The sequence below is a fragment of the Stenotrophomonas sp. 2619 genome, from assembly GCF_040548725.1.
In the GTDB taxonomy this organism is placed as follows: Bacteria; Pseudomonadota; Gammaproteobacteria; order Xanthomonadales; family Xanthomonadaceae; genus Stenotrophomonas; species Stenotrophomonas maltophilia_AP.
This window is the reverse complement of record NZ_JBEPSF010000009.1, coordinates 78420-103358: the sequence shown is the minus strand read 5'-3', so window position 1 is coordinate 103358 and position 24939 is coordinate 78420. Positions and strand designations below refer to the sequence as shown.

Genomic DNA, 24939 nt, shown 5'->3' with positions numbered 1-24939 from the left:
TGAAATCCTCTTCAAGGTCATGATCAAACGACTGTTCAGGCCAACATTCCATGCGAGTTCCCTGGCCGGCCCTGGCCAGGGTTCCCGTGACCCGCCCCCTCAGGCCTTGCATTGCTTGCGGCGTGGCCCAACCAGGCCACGCCTTGCCACGTCTGCTTACCAGCCGAAGCCGGCACCCACGCCCACCGAGCTGTCATCGCTGCTGAAGGCACCGCCGATGGTCACCGTGGCGCGTTCGCTGAGCGCACGCTGGTAACCCAGCGACAACGCCGACTCCCCGCCCTGGTAGCCCACGCCCACGCCCACCCGGTTCTGGGTGCGCACGCCGGCGGCGCTGGTGGCCATGTTGAGCATCGCCGCGCTCATCGCGCCCTGGCGGTCGATGCGACGGTCCTGATGGCGCAGACGCTGGTCGATTTCGCCCTTGTAGATGTCGAAGCTGTCGGCCATCGCGCCGAAGCGCTGGTCGGTGTAGCTGTTGGCCGTTGCGATGCCGCCGTCCAGCTGGCCCTTGTTGACCGCATCGGTGGCCTGCGTGCCAGCGGCAACGTTGGCCACCTGGCGTTCGTTACCCACGCTGCCCACCGACACCGTGTCGGCACGATCGGCAACCGAGCCCTGGCCCAGTGCGACCGAGTTGGCCGCCGTTGCAGTGGCTCCCTGGCCGATCGCGGTGGCCGAGGCCCCGCTGGCCACGGCACCCTCGCCCATGACCACCGCGTTGACCGCGGTCGGTGCGGCGGCGGCCGGTGCGTTGGCTACCTGCGCACTGCCCGCACTGGCGGCCGTCGGCGCACCCTGCACGCTGGCGCTGGCCACGCGCTCATCGGCGGTGGCCAGCGACGCACTGGCCACAGCGGCCGACGGTGCCGCTGCGCTGCGTGCGCGTGCCGTGCTGCCGCCTGCCACCCGCTGGTCGAGGTCGCTGACCTTGCGATCCAGCGCACCCAACGCGTCACCCACGTTGTTGTACGTGGTCCCCTGGATCACATAGTTGGGGGCCACGAACACGCCCTGCATGCCCACGCTGGCACCACCGCCGAGGAAGCTGGCGGCATCGGACAGCGACTGGAAGAGCTGGCCACCGTTGATGGCCTGGCGGCTGCCGGAGGCGATCGACCCGCTGCCGACGTTGTCCAGCACCGTACCCTGCACGCCGGACAAGGTGACCTTGTCGCGGCTGGCGTCGTCGTAGCTGAGCGCATTGGCGGTCACGGTTTCCACCGAGCCGATACGCTCGTCGATGTCACCCACGCGGGTTTCCACCGCGCCCACGCGCTGGTTGGTGGTGTTGAGCTGGCCACCGGTCACTGCATCGGTGCTGCCGGCGGCGATGCGGCCGGCGGCGACGTTGACGATGCGGCGCGTGGCCGGACCGTCGGTGCCGTTGCCACCGCCCACCGACACCACGTTGGCTTCGACCGCACGTGAGCCCGCGCCCAGTGCCACCGAACCGGCGCCGGACACCCCGGCCCCCGCGCCGATGGCGATGCTGCCGGCACCGTTGCTGGCGAAGGCCCCGTTGCCGATAGCCACGCCGTTGGTGGCGTTGGTGGAGGCCGAGCGGCCGATCACGGTGCTGTTGTCACCGCGTGCCGACGCATCGGCACCGATGGCCGTGGCACCCGTGGCCGAGGCCACCGATGCCGCACCCAGCGCGCTGCTGCGGTTGCCACTGGCGGCAGCGCCGGAACCGGCGGCGAGTGCATCGCTGCCGCTGGCGGTGGCCACGCCGGTGCCGCTGGCCTTGAAGTGCTTGCCGACGGCATCGGCGGTGGCCGCCACGCTGTCCAGCTGGGCCTTGTTCACCGCGTCGTTGGCGTTCACCGCCGCACCGACGTTGGTGATGCGGCGCGTGGCCGGACCGGTGGTGCCGTTGCCGCCACCGACCGAGACCACGTTGGCTTCGCTGGTGCGTGCACCGGCGCCCAGCGCGACGCTGCCCGCGCCACTGGCCGAGGAACTCTTGCCCACCGCCGTGGCATTGATGCCGCTGTAGGCGTAGCTGTCCTGGCCGATCGCGGTGGAGCCGGCCGAGGTGGCCCACGCCAGCTGGCCAACCGCGGTGGTCTGCGCTGCAGTGGCCCAGGCATTGGAACCGGCCGCGACGCTGTTGGCACCGCTGGCCTGCGAGGCGTAGCCGATGGCGTTGGCGTAGGCACCGGAGGCGGTGCTGCCCCAGCCGAGTGCCGAGGCGTAGTCGCCGCTGGCCTCGGCGCCGTAGCCGAGCGCGGTGGTCCGCACCCCGCTGGCCGCGCTGAACGCGCCCACTGCGGTGCTGTAGTCGCTGCCCGCTTCGGCGCTGTAGCCGAACGCCGCCGACTGCAGCCCGGCCGAAGTGGCACCGGCACCGCTGGCGGTGCTGAACACCCCGGTGGCCTGTGCACCGGCGCCGAGCGCGGTGGCACCGGTGCCGCTGGCACTGGTGGCCTTGTCCAGGATCACGTTGCCGTTGGCATCTTCGTAGTACAGCGCGCCACCGATGGCGGTAGCCGAATCGGCGGTGGCCGAGGCGTTGAAGCCTGACGCCGACGCATTGCGGCCGGAGGCCAGTGCGCCGCTGCCGTAGGCCGATGCGCCAGTGCCGTACGCATTGGCGGCTTCACCGGCGGCGGTGGCGTAGGCGCCATCGACATAGGCCCCCACGTCATCGCCGTTGCCGCTGCCGGAGGCCTTGAACTGGCGGTTGGTCTGCTCGGCCACCTCGGCCACGGCGCTCAACTGATTGACGTTGACCGCATCGGTGCCTTCGGTACCGTCGGCCACGTTGGTGATCTGCCGCTGCGCGGTGGCGGTGCCGACTGAAACCGTGTTGTCACGCTCGGCCGACGAACCGGCGCCCAGCGCGACACTGTTGACGCCTTCTGCGATGGCGTTGGCACCGAGCGCGGTGCTGTTGGCCACATCGGCCCACGAGTTCCAGCCGATCGCGGTGGCGTAGTCATCGGTTGCCCAGGCACCGGCACCGAACGCCGCCGCACCGGTGCCGCTGGCACGGGCCGGCAGCAGGCCGAAGAAGGTCGAGCCACCGATGGCCACGCTTTCATCGCCGGTCGCTTCGCTGGATTCACCCAGCGCCACCGAACTGGCCCCCGAGGCCGTGGCCGACGTGCCCACGGCAGTGGCCAGGGCGTTGGACGCGATCGCGCCGTAGCCCAATGCGTTGGACAGGCGCCCGGTGGCTTCGCTGTAGCTGCCGAAGGCCGATGCGCCGGCGTCCGACGCGGTGCTGCGGAAGCCGGTCGCGGTGGCCTGCTGGCCACTGGCTGACGCCTCGAAGCCGTTGGCGGTGGCATAAGCGCCGCTGGCAATGGCCCCACCGCCGACCGCGCTGGCACCGATCTCGCTGGCGCTGGCGTTGCTGCCCAGCGCCACGCTGTTCTCGTCCGTGGCCTGCGCATTGCTGCCCAGAGCGGCGGCACCGTCGGCACTGGCCAGTGCGTTGGTGCCCACTGCCGTGGCGCTGGCGGCCAGCGCATTGGCACCGGCACCCAGTGCGGTGGCACCGTCGCCGATTGCATTGGCCGCTTCACCGGCGGCCAGCGCGTCGTCGCCTTCCACGTACGCACCGGCATCGCTGTTGTCGCTGCCGCTGGCCTGGAAGTACTTGCTGGTGGCTTCACCCGCGGCGGCCACCGCGTTCAACTGATTGAGGTTGACCGCATCGGTGCCTTCGGTACCGGCGGCCACGTTGGTGATCTGGCGCTGCGCATCGGCACTGCCGACCGACACGCTGTCGTCGCGGTCGGCGATGGAATCGGCACCGAGGGCCACGCTGTTCTCACCACTGGAGGTAGCCGCGTTGCCGAGCGCGGTGCTGTTCACGCCCGGCGACCATGCCCCGCCGCCCACGGCGGTGGAGTAGTTGCCCGAGGCTTCGGTGGGCAGCAGACCGAACAGCGAACCGCCCACGGCCACGCTGTTGGTGCCGGTGGCCAGGCTGCCCTGGCCGGTGGCGGTGCTGTACGCCCCGGAGGCTTCGGCATCACCGCCGACGGCCACGCTGTTGGACCCGGTGGCCTGGGCGAAGCTGCCCAGTGCGGTGGCGTTGAAGGCGCTGGCCACGGCCAGCCCGCCGATGGCGGTGGTGTAACCGGCGGTGGCTTCGGCACCGAAGCCGTAGCCGGCCGACAAGGTGCCGCTGACCACGCTCTCGGCGCCCACGGCGGTCGCGCCCTGGCCACTGGCGCTGCTGTAGTAGCCCAGCGCCACCGACTCTTCGCCGGCCGCGTCGGACAACGCACCGCCGGCGAAGCTGCCCGCACCGGACGCGACGCTGGCCGCGCCGGTGGCAGTGCTCTGCTCGCCGGAAGCTTCGCTTTCGGCGCCGGTGGCCGTGGCGTATTCGCCGCTGGCCTGCGCGTTGGCGCCCACGGCGATCGCGTTTGCACCGCTGGCCAGTGCATTGAAGCCCACCGCACTGGCGTTGTCGGCCAGTGCGAACGCGCCGCTGCCCAGCGCGGTGGCGCCACTGCCGGCGGCGAAGCTGGACGAGCCTACGGCGGTGGCGTAGTCGCCATCGGTAGCCGCGTTGGAACCGGCCGCCACGCTTTCCTCGCCACCGGCCACGGCCACGCCGTCACCGCTGGCCTGGAACTGCGCGGTGGCGTCGGTGAGCTGGTCCAGGTTCACCGCATCGGTGCCCTGGGTACCGGCGGCGACGTTGGTGACCTGGCGCTGGCGGGTGCTGCTGCCCACCGACACGGTGTAGGCGCGGTCGGCGACCGAGCCGGCGCCGAGCGCCACCGCATTGGACGCACTGGCATTGCTGCCGGCACCGATACCGATGGCGCTTTCACCGCCGGCCACCACGTTGGTGCCGATGGCGATGGTGTTGATGCTGTTGCCCAGCGCCTGGAAGCCGACCGCGACGCTGTTGTCGCCGTAGCCGAACGCACCGCGACCCAGCGCGGTGGCGCTGCTGCCGCGCGCCCAGCTGTTGTAGCCGATCGAGGTGGAGCCGGTGCCGCTGGCCCACGCCGACTGACCCACCGCCGTGCCGTTGGCCGCGGTGGCCCAGGCACTGGCGCCGAACGCGGTGGCACCGTCTTCGGTGGCCCATGCGTAGGCGCCGGTGGCGGTGGTTTCCTCGCCGCTGGCGAAGGCGTTGTCGCCCTGCGCCACGCTGTAGTCGCCGGTGGCGCGCGCCTTGTAACCGGCGGCCAGACTGTTGCTGCCGGTGGCCTGCGCGCCGCTGCCGAACGCGTTGCTGGTGGTGCCGGTGGCCAGGGCGCCCGCGCCGACCGCCACCGCATCCTGGGCCGCGGTGGTGCCTACCTTGACGGCGTTGCCGTCGGCATCGACCAGCGGCTGGTTGAATTCGTCATAGGCCTGGCCGAGGCCGCCGATGGCGACACTGCCGTTGCCATTGGCGCTGACGTTGCGGCCCACGGCCACGGTGTCATCGCCCAGCGCGTTGGCCCCGTTGCCGAGTGCCGCCGCACCGGCACCCAGCGCATTGCTGGCCTCGCCTGCGGCCAGCGCGCCATCGCCTTCGGCAAACGCGCCCACGTCGCTGTCATCGGAGCCATTGGCCTTGAACCGGCTCGCGGTGACATTGGCCACCTGGGCCACGCCATCCAGCTGCGCCTTGTTGACCGCGTCGGTGGCGTCGGTACCGGCGGCCACATGGGTGATCTGGCGTTCGTTGCCGACATCGCCGACCGAGACGGTGTTGGCGCGCGTGGCGGTGGAATTGGCACCCAGCGCAACGCTGTTGGCGCCCCGTGCGGTGGCGTAGAAACCGACCGCGGTGCTCAGCTCGCCGCTGGCCCAGGTTTCCGCGCCCAGCGCGGTGGCCCCTTCACCCGGGGCATAGGCGAAGTAGCCCACGGCAGTGGCCTCGGTGCCCGACGCTTCGGTCAGGGTGCCGTTGGCGGTGGCGTAATCGCCGCTGGCGATGGCGCCGGCACCCACGGCCGTTGCCGCTTCACCGATGGCCTGGGTCTGCACGAAGAAGCCCAGGCCGGGCAGCAGGTCGGCCGGCCCGCCGATGGCGGTGCTGCTGTTGCCGGTGGCCACGCTCTGCGTGCCGACGGCGGTGGAGTAGTCGCCGATGGCGTTGGACACCGCACCGAAGGCCGACGACTGCGCGCCGCCCGCATACGCGCCGACACCGTAGGACGACGAGGCAAAGCCCGCCGCTTCCGCACTGGCACCCACGGCGGTACCGCCGACGCCGGCGCTGGTGGCACCGGTATCGACCGGCACGCCACCGTTGGTGATCAGCGGGTTGCCATCGGCATCCACCGCCGCGCCCCCGACCGCCACGCTGCCCGGGCCGTTGGCCTGCGCGTTGTTGCCGAAGGCGGCGCTGTTCTGGCCGGTGGCCACGGCATTGAAGCCGACCGCCGTGGCGTTCTGCGCCACCGCGGTGGCACCACTGCCCAGCGCGGTGGCGCCGTTGCCGAGTGCGTTGGATGCTTCACCGATGGCGGTGGCGTTGTCGCCCTCGGCGTAGGCACCGGCATCGCTGTCGTCACTGCCGGTGGCCTGGAAATACTTGCTGGTGGTGGCGGCAACCGCGCCCACGGCATCCAGCTGGGATTTGTTCACCGCATCGTTGGCCTCGCTGCCGTCGGCCACGTTGGTGATCTGGCGGCGCAGGCCGGTTTCGCCGTTGCCCACCGATACGGTGTCGATGCGATCGGCGTAGGAGCCGGCGCCCAGCGCCACGCTGCCCACGGCCACGGCCGCGGAGTTGGACCCGAGCGCGGCGCTGAAATCGGCCACGGCCACGCTGAACGCGCCGACCGCCACCGAAGCTTCACCGCCACTGCCCGCGCCACGGCCGAGCGAGGTGCTGCCCGCGCCAATGGCCAGGGCGCCGCCGCCGATGGCGGTGGCACCGTCGGCGCTGGCTTCGGCCAGGCCGCCAATCGCGGTGGCCGCACCGTTCTCGCTGGCGGCCAGTGCGTGCGCGCCCAGCGCGACGTCACCGAGGCCGAACGCAGCGGCACTCTGCCCCACTGCCGTGCTGGCGTCGCCGAAGGCCAGCGTGTTCTGGCCAAAGGCGCTGGCGCCCAGACCGGCCGCAATGGCCTGGCTGCCGGTGGCCGTGGTGGCATTGGCCAGCGCCTGGCTGCCCTGCCCCACGGCGGTGGCGCCGTCGCCCTCGGCGGTGGCACCGGCACCGGCGGCAAGCGCGCCGTCACCGTCGATCGTGGCCGCGTCGCTGTCGTTGCCCGCGCCGTCGGCCTTGAAATAGCGGGTCGCGCCCTCGGCAGCAACCGCGACCTTGTCCAGCTGGGCCTTGTTCACCGCATCGGTGGCGGCGGTACCGGCGGCCACGTTGGTGACCTGGCGCTCCTTGCCGGCATCACCCACCGACACCGTGTTGGCGCGGTTGGCCTTGGAGCCCGCACCGAGCGCAACGCTGTTGCTGGCCGAGGCGGTGCTGTTGCTGCCGATGGCCACTGCATTGCTGCCGGTGGCGCTGGCGCTGCCGTCGACCACGCAGCTGTCCAGGATCTTGCTGTTGAGTACAACGCAGTTGGCATTGCCGCCCACTTCCACCGACTGCGCCAGGGCAGCCGGCGCCAGCCCTGCCAAGCCCAACCCGAGTGTCAACGCGATGGCACCCGACAGCAGCGACGTGGCGCGCGTGTCGGTGGATCGTCGCTGGTCGATGACCACGCCGGCAGACTGGCTGGTGGCCAATTCCGAGGCGACAACCATTTGCCCCAGTGCTTTGTTCCAGACCTTGCGATAAATCCGATTCATCGATGCGACTCCTGAGTGGGCTGGTTTTAGGCAAAGCGACGCCAACGCCGGACCGTGTGGTCCAACGTCCCCTGGGGGCGTTTACTCGCTTGATTTACTGCGTTGCGCCGAATGGCTTGCTACAGACGTACAGCCGACTCGCCATCCATGCGGTTACTGCAGAACTGAACGCTTTCGAAATGAGGATGCAGTGTTAACGTACAGTTTCAGCAACGTCAAGACTTTGACGTAGAAAAACTTCCGACAGCGATGCGCGTCACAAAACCGACGAGAAACATGCTGATTGCGTTAGTTTCATGTGAGTAATGGCTATAACGGATTTTCACGCTGTAACGCGCTGTAACTCATTGCTGCCGATCATTTTCCATTCCACACAAAAGAAAACCGCCGGACGGGCCGGCGGTTTCTTCACGCGATTTTCACCGCTTCAACAACAATGACGTGCGCAGTATCAGCCGCACCATACGCGTGCGTTGCGGAACATCCGCAGCCACGGCGAATCGCCCTGCCACTCGCTCGGACGCCAGCTCAGGTTGAGCGCGCGCGGCGTGCGCTCGGGGTGCGGCATCATGATGGTGACGCGACCGTCGCTGGTGGTCAGGCCCGTGATGCCGTCCGGCGAACCGTTCGGGTTGAGCGGGTACTGGGTGGCCACGTTGCCATCGCCATCGACGTAACGCAGCGAGACGCGTGCGGCCGCCTGGTCCACGGCGGTGGCGAACACCGCCTGGCCTTCGCCATGCGCAACCGCGACCGGCAGGCGCGAGCCGGCCATGCCGCGCAGCAGGATCGACGGCGACTCCACCACTTCCAGCAGCGCGGTGCGCGCTTCGAACTGCTCGCTGCGGTTGCGGCGGAACTGCGGCCAGTGCTCGGCACCGGGGATGATGTCCTTGAGCTGGCTCATCATCTGGCAGCCGTTGCACACGCCCAGGGCGAAGCTGTCGTCGCGTGCGAAGAACGCGGCGAAGGCATCGCGCAGTGCGCTGCGTTCCAGCACCGAGGTGGCCCAACCGCGGCCGGCCCCGAGCACGTCGCCATAGCTGAAGCCGCCGCAGGCGACCAGGCCGGTGAAATCGGACAGTGCGACGCGCCCTTCGATCAGGTCGCTCATGTGCACGTCGAACGAACTGAAGCCGGCACGTTCGAAGATGTTGGCCATTTCAATCTGGCCATTGACGCCCTGCTCGCGCAGCACCGCCACGCGCGGGCGCGCGCCGGTGTTGATGAAGGGCGCAGCCACGTCTTCGTTGATATCGAAGGTGAGCTTCGGCTTCAGGCCCGGCGCGTTGAAGTTGCGCGCGACCGCCCGCTCCTGGTCGGCGTTGTCGGGGTTGTCGCGCAGCTTCTGCATGGCGTGTGTCACCGACCACCAGGCATCGAACAGCGCTTCCCAGCGCCACTCGACCAGGCTCTCGCCCTGCAGCGACACCCGCACCACCGGCGCGGTGGTGGGGCGCGCGATGCGCTGGGCGCACTCGGTCAGCGCGTGGCGTTCGACCAGGTCGGCGAACGCGGCGCGGTCTTCCTTGGCGATCTGCACCACCGCACCCAGCTCTTCATTGAACAGGCTGCGGAACGGATCATCGCCCCAGGCATCCAGGGTGATGTCCAGGCCCAGGCGCGAGGCGAAGGCCATTTCGCAGAGCGCGGCGAAGGCACCGCCATCGCTGCGGTCGTGGTAAGCCAGCAGCAGGCCGGCCTGGCGCGCATCGCGGATCAGTTCAAAGAACGCGCGCAGGCGCTGCGCATCGTCCAGGTCCGGCACGGCGCCGGCAAACGCGGGCAGGTCGCTATGGTCGGCATGCACCTGGGCCAGGATCGAGCCGCCCAGGCGCTGCTTGCCGGCGCCCAGGCCGATCAGCCACAGCTCGCTGTCGGTGTCGCGGTCCAGCAGCGGGGTGAGCTGGGCGTTGGCATCGGCCACCGGTGCGAACGCGGAGATCACCAGCGATACCGGCGACACCGACTTGTGTGCCTGGCCATCGGCATGCCACTGCGCCTGCATCGACAGCGAGTCCTTGCCGACCGGAATGCTCAGGTCCAGCTGCGGGCACAGCTCCATGCCCACCGCGCGCACTGCGTCGTACAGCAGCGCGTCTTCGCCGTTGTGGCCGGCGGCGGCCATCCAGTTGGCCGACAGCTTCACCGTCTCCAGTGCATCCACCGGGGCGGCGCACAGGTTGGTGATCGCCTCGCCCACGGCCATGCGGGCCGAGGCAGCGGCATCGAGCAGCGCCAGCGGAGTGCGCTCGCCGATGGCCATCGCTTCACCGGCCACGGTGTCGAAGCCGGCCAGGGTGATGGCCACGTTGGCCAGCGGCAACTGCCACGGGCCGATCATCTGCTCGCGTGCGGTCAAACCGCCCACGCTGCGGTCGCCGATGGTGACCAGGAAGTTCTTCGACGCCACCGACGGGTGGGCCAGCACGCGCAGGCCCGCTTCATGCAGGTCCAGCCCGGCGGTCTTCAGCGCCGGCCAGCGCGGTGCAGGCGGGTGCGCGGTGTCGCGGTGCATCTTCGGCGCCTTGCCGAACAGTACGTCCATCGGCAGGTCGATCGGTGCATCGGCCGGGATGTTGTCCACGGTGGCGCCGTAGGCCACCACCAGGCGTTCCTCGGCGGTGGCCACGCCCACGGCGGCGAACGGGCAGCGTTCGCGCGCGCAGATCGCGGCGAACTCGGCCAGCCGCGCCTGCGGCACGCCCAGCACGTAGCGTTCCTGCGATTCGTTGCACCACAACTGCATCGGCGACAACGACGGGTCATCGGCGGGCACCTTGCCCAGGTCGATCACACCGCCCACGCCGGAGTCGTGCAGCAGCTCGGGAATCGCGTTGGACAGGCCGCCGGCGCCGACGTCATGGAACCAGCGGATCGGGTTGTCCAGGCCAAGCGCCACGCAGCGGTCGATCACTTCCTGGCAGCGGCGCTCCATTTCCGGGTTGTCGCGCTGCACGCTGGCAAAGTCGAGGTCTTCGGCGCTTTCACCGGAGGCCACCGAACTGGCGGCACCGCCGCCCAGGCCGATCAGCATGGCCGGGCCGCCCAGCACGATCACCGCATCGCCCGGCTGCAGGGTCAGCTTCTCGACCTGGTTCTGGTCGATGGCACCCAGGCCGCCGGCGAGCATGATCGGCTTGTCGTAGGCGCGGGTCAGGCCCTGCCCTTCGGGCAGCTCGAAGCTGCGGAAGTAACCCAGCAGGTTGGGGCGGCCAAACTCGTTGTTGAAGGCGGCGCCGCCCAACGGGCCGTCCAGCATGATGTCCAGCGCCGGGGCCATGCGCGGGTTGAGCGCGCGCGGCGCCTCCCACGGCTGCGGCAGGGTCGGGATGCGCAGGTGCGAGACCGAGAAACCGGTCAGGCCGGCCTTCGGCTTGCCGCCGCGGCCGGTGGCGCCTTCGTCGCGGATTTCACCGCCGGCACCGGTCGACGCGCCCGGGAACGGGGCGATCGCGGTGGGATGGTTGTGGGTTTCCACCTTGATGCAGAACGCCGAATCGACCACCGCTTCGCTGCGGTACTGGCCACTGGCCGGATCCGGGCGGTAGCGCGATGCAGGCAGGCCGGCGACCACCGCGGCGTTGTCGCTGTAGGCGCTCAACGTGTGCTGCGGGGTCTGCTGGTGGGTGTTCTTGATCATGCGGAACAGCGACTGCGGCTGGTCGGCGCCGTCGATGGTCCAGCTGGCGTTGAAGATCTTGTGCCGGCAGTGCTCGGAATTGGCCTGCGCGAACATCATCAGTTCCACGTCCGACGGCTTGCGGCCCAGTTCGCCGAAGCGCTGGCGCAGGTAGTCGATCTCGTCCTGGGCCATGGCCAGGCCGAGGCGGCGGTTGGCCGCCTCCAGGTCCTCCAGCGCGATGCGTTCCAGTTCACCCCGGGCCGGCGCGCTGAACAGCGCCTGGGCCTGGTCGGCCTGGTCCAGCACCGACTGGGTCATCGGGTCGTGCAGCGCGCGCGCCACCGCTGCCTGGGCGGCGGCATCGGCCGGCCACCCGGCCAGGTCGATGCGCAGGCCGCGTTCGACCCGGCGGATCGGCTGCCCGGCGCCGCGCACCAGTTCGGTGGCCTTGCTCGACCACGGCGAGAGCGTGCCCAGGCGCGGGACCACGAAGCGCGACACCGCCCCCGCTTCCTGCCCGGCCAGTGCCGGCTGGGCTTCCAGGATCCGGCTCAGGATCGCCGGGTCCGGGGCCGCATCGCCCTCGGTCTGGATGAAGTAGACATGCCAGGCACCGGTGATGCGCAGATCGGCGGCCAGGGACTGCAGGCGGGATTCAAGACGTTCGCGGCGGAACGGCGAAAGGGCGGATGCGCCCTCGAGGACCATCATGTCCGGGGAACCGTGGTTGGGAACGGGGCCCACCATTGTACCGAAGTCGGCCGCCGGGGCTTGGCGGGCAGTCGGCACCGCCGCGCCGTCTTCACGGCCGAACCTTGCGCTGGCTCACGGATTGCCGGACGAATGCATGACAACGTTGTCCTCGCCTGCCCGACCTGCCTTCCGGTCAGGCCCTCGTCCGCCCCCACTGCTGTTGCCGGCCTCTCCCCGGCGCTCGGACCTGCTGCACGCGGGCCGCCCCACCCGGCGGCCCGCGCCCATCACTAGATCGGAGTAAGACCATGCCTGACCCGATGATGCGCAGTGCGGTGACATCGATATCCCCCCAGCCGGCCGCCCGCCACAAACGCTGGCTGCTCGCCCTGGCCCTGGCGGCGGCCGCCACGCCCAGCCTGGCGCTGGCCGCCAACTGTACCGGCGCGCCGGAATGGAACGCCGCGGTGATCTACCTCTCCGGCACCACCCTGCAGAAAGGGGGCGTGCTCTACCGGGCCAACCAGGACATCTGGAATGCCCCACCCGACCACCCGGCCGGTGCGCCCTACTACACCAACCTGGGCGCCTGCGATGGCAGCGGCAGCAACCAGCCGCCGACCGTCAGCCTGACCTCGCCCACGGCCGGGGCCAGCTTCACCGCCGGCAGCAGCATCACCGTGAGCGCCAACGCCGCCGATAGCGATGGCAGTGTCAGCAAGGTCGAATTCTTCCGCGGCGGCACCTCGCTGGGCATCGACACCAGCGCGCCGTACAGCGTGACCTGGGCCAATGCATCGGCCGGCAGCCACACCTTCAAGGCGGTGGCCACCGACAACAACAACGCGGTGACCTCCTCGGCCACGGTCAGCGTGACCGTCACCGCCGCCAGCAACGACACCACCCCGCCCAGCGTGCCCGGCGGCCTGGCCTCGCCGTCCAAAACCGCCACCACGGTCAACCTGGCCTGGAGCGCGGCCACCGACAACAGCGGCGGCAGCGGCGTGGCCGGCTACGACGTGTACCGCAACGGCAGCCTGGTCGGCTCGCCCAGCGCCACCCAGTACACCGACGGCGGGCTCACCGCCAGCACGGCCTACACCTACACCGTGCGTGCCCGCGACAACGCCGGCAATGCCTCGGCGCAGAGCGGCTCGATCAGCGTGACCACCGCGGCCGGCGGCGGGGGCGGCGGCACCAAGCGGGTGATCGGCTATTTCACCCAGTGGGGCATCTACGGGCGCAACTACCGGGTCAAGAATATCGACACCAGCGGTTCGGCGGCCAAGCTCACCCATATCAACTACGCGTTCGGCAACGTGCGCAACAACCGCTGCGAAGTGGGCGTGACCCAGGCCTCCGACCCGAACACCGGCGTTGGCGGGGATGCGTTCGCCGACTACACCAAGGCCTTCGGTGCCGGCGAGAGCGTCAGCGGCAGTGCCGACACCTGGGACCAGCCGCTGCGCGGCAACTGGAACCAGCTCAAGCAGCTCAAGGCCAAGCACCCGAACGTGAAGGTGCTGATCTCACTGGGTGGCTGGACCTGGTCGCGCGGCTTCTCCAGCGCGGCGCAGCCGGCCAACCGCCAGGCCTTCGTGGCCTCGTGCGTGGATGCCTACATCAAGGGCAACCTGCCGGTGACCGACGGCGCCGGTGGCGTGGGCGCGGCGGCGGGCGTGTTCGACGGCATCGACATCGACTGGGAATACCCGGTGGCGTGCGGGCTGAGCTGCGGCACCCCGGCCGACAACGCCAACTACACCGCGCTGCTGGCCGAGTTCCGCCGCCAGCTCGATGCGGTGCGGCCCGGGCTGCTGCTGACCGTGGCGGTGGGCGCGGGGATCGACAAGATCCGCGTGACCGACCCGGCGGCCTACCACCCGTACCTGGATTTCATCAACGTGATGACCTACGACTTCCACGGTGCGTGGGATCCGCAGACCAACCATCACTCGGCGCTGTTCGACTCCCCGGCCGACCCGTCCACCGGCGACCAGAAGCTCTACAACAGCAACGATGCGATGGAGGCGTTCCTGAGCCGTGGCGTGCCGGCGTCCAAGTTGAACCTTGGCATCGGCTATTACGGGCGCGGCTGGACCGGCGTGGCCAGTGGCAACAACGGCCTGTACAAGAGCGCCAGCGGCGCGGCGCCGGGCACGTATGAAGCCGGCATCGAAGACTGGAAGGTGCTCAAGAACCTGACCTGGCCGGTCTACACCGACAACGTCGCCAAGGCCACGTGGATCTCCAACGGCACCACCTTCTGGAGCGTGGATACGCCGGCGATGGTCACCGAGAAGATGGGCTACGTGAAGGCGCAGGGACTGGGCGGCGCGTTCTTCTGGGAGTTCAGCGGCGATGACCCGCAGGGCACCCTGACCAAGGCCATCAGCGACGGGTTGAATTGACCTGAAACGGTGACGCGCAGCCCGCGCGCCACACAAAAAAACGCCCCGGCACTGCCGGGGCGTTCTGGTTTCAGCGGCTGCCGCCCGCCGTGGTGCGCTCCAGCGCCGCCTTGAGCTGTGCCGGCGGCAGGTAGCCGCCCAGCTGGGTGCCATCGGCGGCGAAGATTGCCGGGGTGCCATTCACGCCCATCTGCTGGCCCAGCGTGTACTGCATGGCCACCGGGTTGGTGCAGTTCTTCGGTGCCACCGGCTTGCCGGTCTTGGCCGCGGTGAGGGCCTGCTTGCGATCGGCCGCGCACCACACCGAGATCATGTCGGTGTAGTCCTGGCTGCCCAGGCCCATGCGCGGAAACGCGAGGTATTCCACGGTGATGCCGTTGCGGTTGAGCTCGGCGATGTCCTGGTGCAGCTTGCGGCAGTACCCGCACTCGATATCGGTGAACACGCTCACGGTGTACTTGGCATTGGGCGCGGCGAACACGATGCGTTCGGCCTGCGGCACCTTCGCCAGCAGCTTCTGCCGGTACGCCAGCAGCCCGGCACTGCTGACCGGCGCCTTGTTCTGGATGTCGTAGGGCTGGGACTGCATCAGGTAGCGGCCGTCATCGGTGACGTACAGCACCTGCCCGCCCACCAGCACTTCGCGGAAGCCCGGGAAGGGCGCGGCACCGATGTAGTCCGGCGCGAACTTGGGGTCCAGCTTCTGCAGTGCGCTGCGCACCCGCTCATCGGCACTGCCGGCGGCAGGTGCGGCAGGCGTGGCGGCCGCCGCGGGGCTGGCGCCCTTGCTGGCGGCAGGCGCGGACGGTTGCTGCGCGCAGGCAGTCAGGCTGAGCGCACCGAAGAGGGCGGCAATGGCAACACGGAGCATCGAGCAGTCCGTCAGGAAAGAAGGTAAGCGCGATTCTCGCACAGCCGCCCCGGCGCACAGCTGGACCGCAGCGAAACAGGGCGCGCCGCCGGCCCGCCCGGGCGCTCAGCCGCGCGGATGATGCCGGGCGTGCAGCTTCTGCAGGTGCTCACGCGCCACCAGCGTGTAGATCTGGGTGGTCGACAGCGAGCTGTGCCCCAGCAGCATCTGCAGCGCACGCAGGTCCGCGCCGTGGTTGAGCAGGTGGGTGGCGAAGCTGTGCCGCAGGCCGTGCGGGCTGATCCGCACCGGATCGATCCCGGCCAGCGCCGCGTACTTCTTCACCAGCGCCCAGAACTGCTGGCGGCTGAGCGGGTGCAGCGACGGCTCCACGAACATCGGCACGCTGCCATCGGCCCCGGCCGGTACCGCGCGCTTGCCGGCCAGCAGCGGCCGCGACTGGGCCAGGTAGCGTTCCAGCCAATGCTGGGACTCCTCTCCCAACGGCACCAGCCGTTCCTTGCTGCCCTTGCCGGTCACCCGCAGCACGCCCTGGCGCAGGTTGACCGCATTGGCGGGCAGCTGCACCAGCTCGCTCACGCGCAGGCCGGCGGCGTACATCAGCTCCAGCATCGCCCGGTCACGCAGGCCGATCGGCGTGTCGACATCCGGCGCATCCAGCAGTGCCTCGATCTGGCTTTCGGCCAGCGCCTTGGGCAGCAGCCGCGGCAACCGCGGCGGATCCAGCAGCACGCTGGGGTCGTCGCTGCGCTGCCCGCGGCGCAGTGCATCGGCAAAAAACGCGCGCAGCGCCGACAACAGCCGCGCGGTACTGCGTGGCGACCACCCGTGCCGCGCGCGCCAGGCCAGGTAGTCGAACAGACCGGCCCGGTCGATCGCCGCCAACCCGCCGGCGGCGCCATCGCGCCAGCGCGCCACGCCTTCCAGGTCGCGTCGATAGCTGTCCAGGCTGGCCTGCGCCAGGCCCTGCTCGGCCCAGATCGCATCGAGGAAGCGCTGGATCAGCGCGTTGTCGGCATCGCGCAGGGGCGGCAGGTGCTGCACAAGCTGGCGGCGCAGTGCGGGTGTGGAGGCTTCGGACATGCGGCCAGCATACGGAGCCGGACGCAGCCCGGCCATCGAACCGGCGCCATGGCGCAGGTATGCTCGGCCCATGGCCACCACCACCGCTCCCGCTGCCGCCACCGATCGCCCCGCCAGCCTGCTGCTGTGGCGCCTGCTGGCGCTGCTCTACGACCTGTTCCCCGCGCTGGCGCTGTGGATGCTGGCGGGCACACTGTTCACCGTGGGCTACACCCTGTCCGGCCACGCCGCGCGCGACAACATCGCCCCCTTCAGCGCGCTGCAGTGGCTGCTCTGGCTGTGCTGCTGGATCGTCACCGGCCTGTACGCCACCCTGAGTTGGCGCCGCGGCGGCCAGACCCTGGGCATGCGTCCCTGGCGCCTGCAGGTCACCACCGCCGACGGCACCGCGCCCAACCGCCGGCAGCTGTGGCTGCGCTACGCCGTCGGCACCGTCTCGGTCCTGCTCGGTGGGCTCGGCCTGTGGTGGTCGCTGGTCGACCGCCAGCGCCTGACCTGGCACGACCGCGCCAGCGGCACGCGCCTGCGACGCCTACCGAAGCGCTGAACCGGTAGTGCCGGCCGCTGGCCGGCTCCCGATACCGCCTGACACATTCCGGTAGTGCCGGCCGCTGGCCGGCTCCCGATACTGCGTGACACATTCCGGTAGTGCCGGCCGCTGGCCGGCTCCCGATACTGCGTGACACATTCCGGTAGTGCCGGCCGCTGGCCGGCTCCCGATACCGCCTGACATGTTCCGGGGCGGTGATGATTCTGCGTGGAGCCGGCCAGCGGCCGGCACTACCTGGGCGGTGATGGTTCTGCGTGGAGCCGGCCAGCGGCCGGCACTACCTGGCAGCGCCCTTCCGGCCGCACACGACCCACCTTCCAGAGCGGGTCAGGCAGCCCCCTCCAGGACCCTCCACAACATGGATGTTGTGGAGGAGCCCCCATGGATGGGTTTACGGCGTGTCCTGGAGGGGGCTGCCTGGCCCGCTCCCGCGACGGCAACGGAAACGCCGCACGTAGACCGTCAGCGCGCAGCCACGCATGGCGTGGCTCTACCCCCTCAAAAAAAGCGACCCGCCCTGAAGCGGGTGCCAGCAATACGACCGCGCCGCGTTATCCCGACTTGCGCCGGAACAGCATCCCCGACACCACCAGCATCACGATCGGCGGCAGTGCGTAGGCTATGCGGTAATCGAACTTCAACGCACCGGCCATCCGCCCGAAGAACAACTGCAGCAGCCAGAAGCCCAACGCGAACAGGATGCCCAGGAACAACCGCTTGCCCATCCCGCCGCTGCGCAGCGAGCCGAACGCGAACGGCACCGCCGCCAGGCACAATGCCAGCACGTTCACCGGGTAGAACCACCGGCTCCAGTAGATGTCCTCGTAATCGCGCGCGTCCAGCCCGTTGCGCTTGCGGTACTCGATGCTGGTGCGCAGGTCCGCCGCGCGCAGGTTGCGCGGCTTGGACATGCCGCTGGCCAGCGCGGCCGCATCCAGTTTCGAATCCCACGGCTCCGACTCGGCCGTCTCACGCGTGGCCGAGCGCTCCCCGAACGTATCCCGGCGCACCTTGTTCAACACCCAGCCCGTATCGCCGTGCTCAGCCGTACCCGCGTAGGTCAACGACGCCAGCTTGCCGTCCTCGCCGATCTTGTACAGCCGCACATCGCGCAGCACCAGCTTGGTGCCGCCGCCCGGCAGCAGCTGCTCGTCGCCTGCGCCCGCGTTGAGGAACGTGTCGCCCTCGCGCGCCCACAGGCCCGAATAGCGGGCCACCGCCATGTCGTTGCCCCACTTGGCGCTCATCCGGATGTCGTCGGCCCGGCTCTGCGCCCACGGCGCCAGCGTCTCGCCGGTCAACACCATCACCGCCGTCAACAACGACAGCGCGATCGCCACCGACGCGCTCAGGCGCTTGCGCGACAGGCCCAGCGCGCGCAGCGCGGTCAGCTCGGAGGTCGCGGCCAACTGCCCCAACCCCATCAGCGAGCCGATCACCGCCGCCGTCGGGAAGAAGGTGTAGGCCCGGCGCGGCACCGTGTACAGCACCCACGCGGCCGCGTGGCCGATCGTGTAACCGCCCTTGCCCACATCCTTGAATTCGCCGGAGAAGGCCATCACCACGTCCAGGCCCAACAACACCGCCCAGGTCAGCAGCACCGTGCCGAACACCGACCGGCCAAGATAAAGATCAAACCGCATCGGGCGAAACTTCATGCGGTCCTCCGCGGGCGCGACAGCTTGCCGTCACGCAGGTACATCCAGATCGCCAGCGCCAGCAGCGGCAGGCTCAGCCACCACAGACCGACACTGCCGGACAATTTGCCATCGGCGATCCAGCGCGTACCGATGAACATCAGGTTCATGCCCACCAGGTAGGCCAGGAACGCCAGCATCATGCGCCCGTAGCGCTGCTGGCGCGGCGAACTGCGCGCCAGCGGCAGCGTCATCAGCGCGAACGCCAGCGCGATCAGCGGCGGGGTGATGCGCGAATGCAGCTGCGCCTGCGCCGCCGGCCGCGCGTCGCCCAGCAGCTGGGTGGTCGGCAGCAGTTCGGGGTCGTCCTTCTGGCGGGTATCGGCGCCGTCGGGCATGGCCACGTCGTTGCGCGCGAAGGTCATCAGCTTGTAGTCCAGCGCACCGTTGGCCGGCCCTTCCACCTGGTGGCCGTCATCCAGCTCCAGGTAGCGCTGGCGCTCGCCCTCGAAGAACATGCGGCCGTGGTCGGCCGACACCACTTCGATGCGATCGTCCTTCTGCCGCTGCAGGAACACCTTGCCCAGCCGGGTGCCGTCCGGGGACAGCGAGGACAGGTAGACCACCCCGCCGTTGTTGGGCAGGTTGGTGAACTTGCCCGACTCCAGCCCGGCCATGGCCACGCTGCGGTTGGCCTCCACGATCATGGTCTCGCTGGTGCGGTCGGCCCAGGGGCCCAGCCACAGCGAGCACAGGCCGATCAGGCCGACCACCGGCACCACCAGCATCAGCACCGGGCGCAGCAGCCGTTTGGGCCCCACCCCGATGGCGGTCAGCACCGCCATTTCCGAGTCCCGGTAAAGCCGGGCGGTGGCCAGCAGCAGGCCCAGCATCAGCGCCAGCGGCAGGATCAGCGGCATGTAGACGATGAACTGCAGGCCCAGCTGCGAGAACAGCAGGCGGGCCGGTACGCGGCCGTCGGCGATATTGCCGAGGATGTCCACCAGGACACCACCGACGCTTACCACCAGCAGCACGATCAAAGTGGCCAGGAAACTCTGGACGAAATCACGCAGGAGATAGCGATCGAGCTTCGACATGGGGCGGTGGTTTAAACTCTCGGATTCGTTCGCGGTGCTGCCCAGTCTACTGACGGGACGTAAACAGCTCGCGATTGTACGGATTTGCCAACGGAATCTGATCAATGGCCCTGGAATTCACCCTGAACCACGCAACGCCGGCCTCGGCCGCGTTCGATTGCGTCATCGTCGGCGCCTACGCCGACCAGACCCTGAGCCCGGCGGCACAGGCCCTGGACACCGCGTCCGGCGGGCGCCTGACGGCCCTGGTGGCCCGCGGCGACGTGGGCGGCAAGACCGGCAACACCACGCTGCTGCACGACCTGCCGGGCGTCACCGCCCCGCGCGTGCTGGTGGTGGGACTGGGCGAACCGGCCAAGTTCGGCGTGCCGCAGTACCTCAAGGCCGTGGGCGATGCCAGCCGCGCCCTGAAGAGCGGGGTCAACCACCATGCGCTGTTCACCCTGACCGAACTGGAGGTCAAGGGCCGCGACGCCGCCTGGAACATCCGCCAGGCCATCATCACCGCCGACCACGCCGCCTACCGCTACAGCGCCACCCTGGGCAAGAAGAAGGCCGAAGAACCCGGTCTGACCCAGCTGGCCATCGCCGGTACCGACGCCCAGGCCCTGGCCCAGGGCCAGGCCATCGCCGCCGGCGTGCAGTACGCCCGCGAGCTGGGCAACCTGCCGCCGAACCTGTGCACCCCGGCTTACCTGGCCGAGTCCTCGGTCGCCTTCGCCCAGGCCCATGCCGGTGCCGGTGCCGAGGCCGAGATCCTGGACGAGCACCAGATGGAAGCGCTGGGCATGGGCTCGCTGCTGGCCGTGGCCCGCGGCTCGGCCAACCGCCCGCGCCTGGTGGTGCTGAAGTGGAGCAACGGCGGCGACGCCAAGCCCTACGTGCTGGTCGGCAAGGGCATCACCTTCGACACCGGCGGCGTCAACCTGAAGACCCAGGGCGGCATCGAGGAGATGAAGTACGACATGTGCGGTGGCGCCAACGTCATCGGCACCTTCGTAGCGGCGGTCACCGCCAGGCTGCCGCTGAACCTGGTGGTGGTGGTGCCGGCGGTGGAAAACGCCATCGACGGCAATGCCTACCGCCCGTCGGACGTGATCACCTCGATGTCGGGCAAGACCATCGAAGTGGGCAACACCGACGCCGAAGGCCGCCTGATCCTGTGCGACGCGCTCACCTACGCGCAGCGCTTCGAGCCGGCCGCGCTGGTCGACGTGGCCACCCTGACCGGCGCCTGCCTGGTCGCGCTGGGCCACCAGACCGCCGGCCTGATGACCAAGCACGACGACCTGGCCAACGAACTGCTGGCCGCCGGCGAGCATGTGTTCGACCGCGCCTGGCGCCTGCCGCTGTGGGACGAGTACCAGCCGATGCTGGATTCCAGCTTCGCCGACGTCTACAACATCGGCGGCCGCTGGGCCGGCGCGATCACCGCCGGCTGCTTCCTGTCGCGCTTCGCCGAAGGCCAGCGCTGGGCCCACCTGGACATCGCCGGCGTGGCCAGCGACGAAGGCAAGCGTGGCATGGCCACCGGCCGCCCGGTTGGCCTGCTCAGCCAGTGGCTGCTGGACCAGGTCGCCCGCGCCTGATGCCGTGCCCGATCGGGGTGGCCTGAGCGCCGCCCCGATCCCGCCCGGCCTGCTGCCGGGATTTCCCTTTCGCTCCTGGCCTGCCCATGTCCCGTGCTGATTTCTACCTGATCGCCAAGCCCCGCTTCCTGACCGAGCCGCTGCGCCTGGTCTGCGAGCTGGCCCGCAAGGCCAACGACGCCGGGCTGTTCACCCTGGTGCTGGCGCGCGACCAGGCCCAGGCCGAGGAGCTGGACGAGCTGCTGTGGTCGTTCGACGACGAGGCCTACATCCCGCACCAGATCGCCGGTGAGGACATGGACGAGGAAGAGGCGCTGGTGCTGATCGCCGTACCCGGCACGCCGGCCCCGGCGCGACCGCTGGTGATCAACCTGCGCGACGACCCGTACCTGGCCGAGTGCGACCGGGTGCTGGAAGTGGTGCCGGCCGACCCGCAGGCGCGCGAACCGCTGCGCGAGCGCTGGCGCCAGTACAAGGCGCTGGGCTTTGACCTGAACAAGTACGACATGTAACCCGCGCGGCGCCCGCCATGGCGCCGCCACCGCGCCCGGAGACCCTTGATGCGCCTGTTGATCGCCCTGATCTTTCCCTGGTTCGCCTTCTTCACCATTGGCCGCCCGTTCGCAGGCATTCTCTGCCTGATCCTGCAGATCACGCTCATTGGCTGGCTCCCGGCCGCGATCTGGGCCGCCTACGCGGTTTCGCAGTTCCATACCGACCAGAAGATCCAGCGCGCCCTCGGGCGCTGATGTTCCGGCACCCCCACCTCCCGTCTTCGATCCTGGTTCCCGCATGACCCAACTCGCCTCCAGCTACGACCCCAAAACCTTCGAAACCGCGTTGTATGACGCGTGGGAGAAGGCCGGCCATTTCAAGCCGTCCGGCAAGGGCGAGCCGTACACCATCCTGCTGCCGCCGCCGAACGTGACCGGCACGCTGCACATGGGCCATGCCTTCCAGCAGACCCTGATGGACGCGCTGGTGCGCTACCACCGCATGCGCGGCTACGACACGCTGTGGCAGGTGGGTACCGACCACGCCGGCATCGCCACCGAAATGGTGGTCAGCCGCAACCTGGCGCTGGAAGGCAAGGGCGAAACCCGTGATTCGCTGGGCCGCGAGGGCTTCATCGAGAAGGTCTGGGAGTGGAAGGCGTTCTCCGGTGACACCATCGAACGCCAGATGCGCCGCCTGGGCACCTCGGCGGACTGGTCGCGCAGCACCTTCACCATGGACCCGCAGCCGTCCGAGGCGGTGATCGAGGCCTTCCTGCGCTGGCACGAGCAGGGCCTGATCTACCGCGGCCAGCGCCTGGTCAACTGGGACCCGGTGCTGAAGACCGCCATTTCCGACCTGGAAGTGGAAAGCGTGGAAGAAGACGGCTTCCTGTGGTCGATCAGCTACCCGCTGGCCGATGGCAGCGGCACGCTGACCGTGGCCACCACCCGGCCGGAAACCATGCTGGGCGACACCGCGGTGATGGTGCACCCCGAAGACGAGCGCTACGCGCACCTGATCGGCAAGATGGTCAAGCTGCCGCTGACCGACCGCGAAATCCCGGTGATCGCCGATGACTACGTGGACCGCGAATTCGGTACCGGCGTGGTCAAGGTCACCCCCGCGCACGACTTCAACGATTACCAGGTGGGCGTGCGCCACAACCTGCCGATGATCAACCTGTTCACCCCGGTGGCCGCGATCAACGACAACGCCCCGGAGAAATACCGCGGGCTGGACCGTTACGAAGCGCGCAAGGTGATCCTGGCCGAGCTGGAAGACCTGGGCATCCTGGTCGAAACCAAACCGCACAAGCTGCAGGTGCCGCGCGGCGACCGCACCCAGCAGGTGATCGAGCCCTACCTCACCGACCAGTGGTTCGTGAAAATGGACGTGCTGGCCAAGCGCGGCCTGGAGCTGGTGGAGAACGGCAGCATCCAGTTCGTCCCGGCCAACTGGATCAACACCTACCGCCACTGGATGGAGAACATCCAGGACTGGTGCATCAGCCGCCAGCTGTGGTGGGGCCACCGCATCCCGGCGTGGTTCGATGACGCGGGCAACTGCTACGTCGGCCGCGACGAGGCCGATGCGCGCGCGCGCAACAACGTCGGCGCCGACGTCGCCCTGCACCAGGACAGCGACGTGCTGGAAACCTGGTTCTCCTCGCAGCTGTGGCCGTTCTCCACGCTGGGCTGGCCGAACGAACAGGCGATGGCCGAGCGCGGTTTCGAGCGCTACCTGCCGTCAGCGGTGCTGGTCACCGGCTTTGACATCATCTTCTTCTGGGTGGCCCGCATGATCATGGCCACCGACAGCTTCACCGGGAAGATTCCGTTCAAGGACATCTACATGACCGGCCTGATCCGCGATGCGCAGGGTCAGAAGATGTCCAAGTCCAAGGGCAACGTGCTCGACCCGCTGGACATCATCGACGGCATCTCGTTGGAAGACCTGGTCGCCAAGCGCACCACCGGGCTGATGAAGCCCAAGGATGCGCCGAAGATCGAGAAGGCCACGCGCAAGGAATTCCCCGACGGCATCATTGCCCACGGTGCCGATGCGCTGCGCTTCACCATCGCCGCGCTGGCCACGCACGGCCGCGACATCAAGTTCGACATGAGCCGCGCCGAGGGCTACAAGAACTTCTGCAACAAGCTGTGGAACGCCAGCCGCTTCACCCTGATGAACACCGAGGGCAGCAGCTTCACCGGCGTGCCGCAGCCGCGCACCGATGCCGAGCGCTGGATCCTGGCGCGCCTGGCGGCAGTGTCGGCCGAGGCACAGACGCACTACGCCAACTACCGGTTCGACCTGCTGGCGCAGTGCCTGTACGAGTTTGCCTGGAACGAGTTCTGCGATTGGTTCCTGGAACTGACCAAGCCGGCGCTCAGCGGTGACAACGCCGACGACGCGGCCAGCACCCGCCACACCTTGCTGTACGTGCTGGAAGCCCTGCTGCGCCTGCTGCATCCGCTGATCCCGTTCGTCACCGAGCAGCTGTGGCGCCAGGTCGCCCCGCGCCTGGGCCTGGGCGAAGACACCCTGTCGCTGCGCCCGTACCCGACGGCGGACGAATTCGCCGGCGATTTCGCCCGTGCCGAGGCCGACGTGGAGTGGCTCAAGGGCATGGTCAACGCGCTGCGCCGCGTGCGCAGCGAATTGAACGTGCCGCCGGCCAAGCAGGTCACGCTGCTGCTGCAGGGCGGCACCGCCGACGACCGCACCCGCGTGGCGCGCTTCACGGCCTCGCTGTCGTTCCTTCTGAAGCTGGCGCGCATCGATTGGCTGGCCGACGCCGCCGATACCCCGCCGTCGGCGGCGGCCATCGTCGGTGAGCTGAAGCTGCTGGTGCCGCTGGAAGGCCTGGTCGACCTGGGCGCCGAGCGCGCCCGCCTGGACAAGGAAATTGCCCGGGTGGAGTCGGAGAAGGAGAAGAGCCAGACCAAGCTGGCCAAGTTCACCGACAAGGTACCGGCCGCGGTGGTCGAGCAGGAACGCGTGCGCCTGGTGGAATGGACCGCGCAGCTGGCGGGTCTGGTCGAGCAGCGCGCGAAGTTGTAACGCGGCGGTGTGTGTTGGGGGTACCGACCAACGGTCGGTACCTGACGCGTGGTGCGTGCAGCCACCCATGGGGTGGCTCTACCGGGGCATGATGGGT

At 69.4% G+C, this 24939-nt stretch carries 12 protein-coding genes; 6 read left to right on the top strand and 6 right to left on the bottom strand.

Translation table 11 applies throughout. The features are described 5' to 3' along the window. Window positions 1–156: 156 nt before the first annotated feature. Complete coding sequence (locus ABIA71_RS10840) at window positions 157–7722, bottom strand: ESPR-type extended signal peptide-containing protein (RefSeq protein ID WP_354285203.1); 7566 nt, start codon at window positions 7720–7722, stop codon at window positions 157–159. A gap of 451 nt (window positions 7723–8173) precedes the next feature. After that, window positions 8174–12058, bottom strand: a complete 3885-nt coding sequence (purL, locus tag ABIA71_RS10835) for a phosphoribosylformylglycinamidine synthase (RefSeq protein WP_354285202.1) — start codon at window positions 12056–12058, stop codon at window positions 8174–8176. A 290-nt stretch (window positions 12059–12348) separates the two neighbouring features. Here purL and ABIA71_RS10830 point away from each other — a divergent pair, with 290 nt between their 5' ends. Continuing rightward, window positions 12349–14451 carry a glycosyl hydrolase family 18 protein gene (locus ABIA71_RS10830; RefSeq protein ID WP_354285201.1) on the top strand — a complete coding sequence of 701 codons (2103 nt, stop codon included), beginning with the start codon at window positions 12349–12351 and terminating at the stop codon, window positions 14449–14451. A gap of 70 nt (window positions 14452–14521) precedes the next feature. Here the strand turns inward: ABIA71_RS10830 and ABIA71_RS10825 are convergent, their stop codons facing one another. Further along, the gene (locus ABIA71_RS10825) at window positions 14522–15322 is read right to left on the bottom strand and encodes a thioredoxin fold domain-containing protein (protein ID WP_354285200.1); all 801 of its coding nucleotides are present in this window, start codon (window positions 15320–15322) and stop codon (window positions 14522–14524) included. 105 nt (window positions 15323–15427) lie between these two features. After that, window positions 15428–16405, bottom strand: a complete 978-nt coding sequence (gene xerD, locus ABIA71_RS10820) for a site-specific tyrosine recombinase XerD (RefSeq protein ID WP_354285274.1) — start codon at window positions 16403–16405, stop codon at window positions 15428–15430. 70 nt (window positions 16406–16475) lie between these two features. Here xerD and ABIA71_RS10815 point away from each other — a divergent pair, with 70 nt between their 5' ends. Further along, entirely contained in the window at window positions 16476–16952 is a 477-nt protein-coding gene (locus ABIA71_RS10815) for an RDD family protein (protein ID WP_354285199.1), read from the top strand. Window positions 16953–17506: 554 nt separating this feature from the next. On the opposite strand, the gene lptG is transcribed toward ABIA71_RS10815, so the two are convergent. Both lptG and lptF read right to left on the bottom strand, forming a co-directional pair. Then, window positions 17507–18613: an LPS export ABC transporter permease LptG gene (lptG, locus tag ABIA71_RS10810; RefSeq protein WP_354285198.1), complete on the bottom strand. Its 1107-nt coding sequence runs from the start codon at window positions 18611–18613 to the stop codon at window positions 17507–17509. Beyond that, window positions 18610–19692, bottom strand: a complete 1083-nt coding sequence (gene lptF, locus ABIA71_RS10805; protein WP_354285197.1) for an LPS export ABC transporter permease LptF — start codon at window positions 19690–19692, stop codon at window positions 18610–18612. Before lptF ends, lptG begins: the two co-directional genes overlap by 4 nt. Window positions 19693–19796: 104 nt before the next feature. Between lptF and ABIA71_RS10800 the strand changes: the two genes are divergently transcribed. The 4 genes from ABIA71_RS10800 (at window position 19797) to ABIA71_RS10785 (ending at window position 24842) form a co-directional block, all read left to right on the top strand. Then, complete coding sequence (locus tag ABIA71_RS10800; protein WP_354285196.1) at window positions 19797–21281, top strand: leucyl aminopeptidase; 1485 nt, start codon at window positions 19797–19799, stop codon at window positions 21279–21281. Window positions 21282–21367: 86 nt separating this feature from the next. Beyond that, a complete protein-coding gene (locus ABIA71_RS10795; protein WP_354285195.1) occupies window positions 21368–21793 on the top strand; it encodes a DNA polymerase III subunit chi in 426 nt (141 codons plus the stop codon). A 48-nt stretch (window positions 21794–21841) separates the two neighbouring features. After that, window positions 21842–22030: a YqaE/Pmp3 family membrane protein gene (locus tag ABIA71_RS10790; protein WP_038690586.1), complete on the top strand. Its 189-nt coding sequence runs from the start codon at window positions 21842–21844 to the stop codon at window positions 22028–22030. A gap of 43 nt (window positions 22031–22073) precedes the next feature. Beyond that, window positions 22074–24842 carry a valine--tRNA ligase gene (locus ABIA71_RS10785; protein ID WP_354285194.1) on the top strand — a complete coding sequence of 923 codons (2769 nt, stop codon included), beginning with the start codon at window positions 22074–22076 and terminating at the stop codon, window positions 24840–24842. The last annotated feature ends 97 nt before the right edge of the window (window positions 24843–24939 follow it).

Coding starts and splice junctions, on each gene's coding strand:
- ABIA71_RS10840 (WP_354285203.1), bottom strand. CDS start 7,722: ATGAATCGGATTTATCGCAAGGTCTGGAACAAAGCACTGGGGCAAATG.
- purL (WP_354285202.1), bottom strand. CDS start 12,058: ATGATGGTCCTCGAGGGCGCATCCGCCCTTTCGCCGTTCCGCCGCGAA.
- ABIA71_RS10830 (WP_354285201.1), top strand. CDS start 12,349: ATGCCTGACCCGATGATGCGCAGTGCGGTGACATCGATATCCCCCCAG.
- ABIA71_RS10825 (WP_354285200.1), bottom strand. CDS start 15,322: ATGCTCCGTGTTGCCATTGCCGCCCTCTTCGGTGCGCTCAGCCTGACT.
- xerD (WP_354285274.1), bottom strand. CDS start 16,405: ATGTCCGAAGCCTCCACACCCGCACTGCGCCGCCAGCTTGTGCAGCAC.
- ABIA71_RS10815 (WP_354285199.1), top strand. CDS start 16,476: ATGGCCACCACCACCGCTCCCGCTGCCGCCACCGATCGCCCCGCCAGC.
- lptG (WP_354285198.1), bottom strand. CDS start 18,613: ATGAAGTTTCGCCCGATGCGGTTTGATCTTTATCTTGGCCGGTCGGTG.
- lptF (WP_354285197.1), bottom strand. CDS start 19,692: ATGTCGAAGCTCGATCGCTATCTCCTGCGTGATTTCGTCCAGAGTTTC.
- ABIA71_RS10800 (WP_354285196.1), top strand. CDS start 19,797: ATGGCCCTGGAATTCACCCTGAACCACGCAACGCCGGCCTCGGCCGCG.
- ABIA71_RS10795 (WP_354285195.1), top strand. CDS start 21,368: ATGTCCCGTGCTGATTTCTACCTGATCGCCAAGCCCCGCTTCCTGACC.
- ABIA71_RS10790 (WP_038690586.1), top strand. CDS start 21,842: ATGCGCCTGTTGATCGCCCTGATCTTTCCCTGGTTCGCCTTCTTCACC.
- ABIA71_RS10785 (WP_354285194.1), top strand. CDS start 22,074: ATGACCCAACTCGCCTCCAGCTACGACCCCAAAACCTTCGAAACCGCG.